The sequence below is a fragment of the Micromonospora saelicesensis genome, assembly GCF_900091575.1.
Taxonomy (GTDB): Bacteria; Actinomycetota; Actinomycetes; order Mycobacteriales; family Micromonosporaceae; genus Micromonospora; species Micromonospora saelicesensis.
This window is the reverse complement of the sequence record NZ_FMCR01000007.1, coordinates 449,236-450,648: the sequence shown is the minus strand read 5'-3', so window position 1 is coordinate 450,648 and position 1,413 is coordinate 449,236. Positions and strand designations below refer to the sequence as shown.

General features: G+C 69.8%; 1 rRNA gene and 1 pseudogene. One reads left to right on the top strand and one right to left on the bottom strand.

Annotated features, from left to right (window positions below):
• The first annotated feature begins 202 nt into the window (after nt 1-202).
• Nucleotides 203-319 (top strand): 5S ribosomal RNA (gene rrf / locus GA0070561_RS28445).
• Nucleotides 320-739: 420 nt separating this feature from the next.
• Here rrf and GA0070561_RS33810 read toward each other — a convergent pair.
• Nucleotides 740-1,413 (bottom strand): annotated as a pseudogene (locus GA0070561_RS33810) (hypothetical protein); the annotation flags it as partial.

The window sequence follows — 1,413 nt, the reverse complement described above, 5'->3', positions numbered from 1 at the left end:
ATCCCACCCACTTTGTGGGGTAAGGCCCCCAGCTAGACGACTGGGTTGATAGGCCGGAAATGTAAGCCCGGTAACGGGTTCAGTTGACCGGTACTAATAGGCCGAGGACTTGACTACTAAGCTGCTACGCGTCCACTGTGCAACTCTGAACAAGCGAACACCCGTGTTTTTTTGCCGGGGTTGTTTGATATGTTCATAGAGTTACGGCGGTCATGGCGGAGGGGAAACGCCCGGTTACATTCCGAACCCGGAAGCTAAGCCCTCCAGCGCCGATGGTACTGCACTCGTGAGGGTGTGGGAGAGTAGGACGCCGCCGGACAATCTTCCAGTCGAGGGCCGCCCCATCCGGGTCGGCCCTCGACTGCGTAGCGCCATTGGTGGCGCAATCAGGAAGGATGTACCTGTGAGTTCAGGACCGCAGGGCGGAGACCGTCCCCGTCGTTACGAAGACCGTACTGACGGTGCGGGCGGAAGCGACCGCGGCCCGCGCCGCGATGACCAAGGCCGGCCCCCGTATCGGGGAGACCGTGACAGCGGCGGCGCCCGAGGCGGATACGCCGGCGGCCGCGACTCTGGCTCCCGTGGTGGTGACCGGGACAGCTCGCGCTCCAGCGCCCCCCGCGAGGGCGGCTACCGCGGCGGCGACCGCCGCGAGGGTGGTTTCCGCGGCGGCGACCGCGACGGCTCGCGTTCCAGCGCTCCGCGCGAGGGCGGCTACCGCAGCGGCGACCGTGATGGTTCACGCTCCGGCGCTCCGCGTGAGGGCGGTTTCCGGTCCGGCGCTCCCCGTGAGGGTGGTTTCCGCGGCGGTGACCGCGACAGTTCGCGTTCCAGCGCTCCGCGTGAAGGTGGCTACCGTGGCGGCGACCGCGACGGTGGTTTCCGTGGCGGCGATCGCCGTGAGGGTGGTTTCCGCGGCGGTGACCGTGATGGTTCGCGCTCGGGCGCTCCCCGTGAGGGTGGCTTCCGCGGTGGCGACCGGGACGGTTCGCGTTCCAGCGCTCCCCGCGAGGGTGGCTACCGTGGTGGTGACCGTCGTGAGGGCGGCTACCAGGGCGGCGACCGCACTCGCTCCGGCCCGCCGCGCGAGGGCGGCTTCCGTGGCGGTGACCGTGAGGGTGGTTTCCGGGGCGGGGACCGCCGCGAAGGTGGTTTCCGGGGTGGCGACCGTGATGGCTCGCGTTCCGGCGCTCCGCGTGAGGGTGGCTTCCGCGGTGGTGACCGCGACGGTGGTTTCCGGGGCGGCGACCGCCGCGAAGGTGGTTTCCGGGGTGGCGACCGTGATGGCTCGCGTTCCGGCGCTCCGCGTGAGGGCGGCTTCCGCGGTGGCGACCGGGACGGTTCGCGTTCCAGCGCTCCGCGTGAGGGTGGTTTCCGCGGTGGTGACCGCGAGGGTGGTTTCCGTGGTGGTGA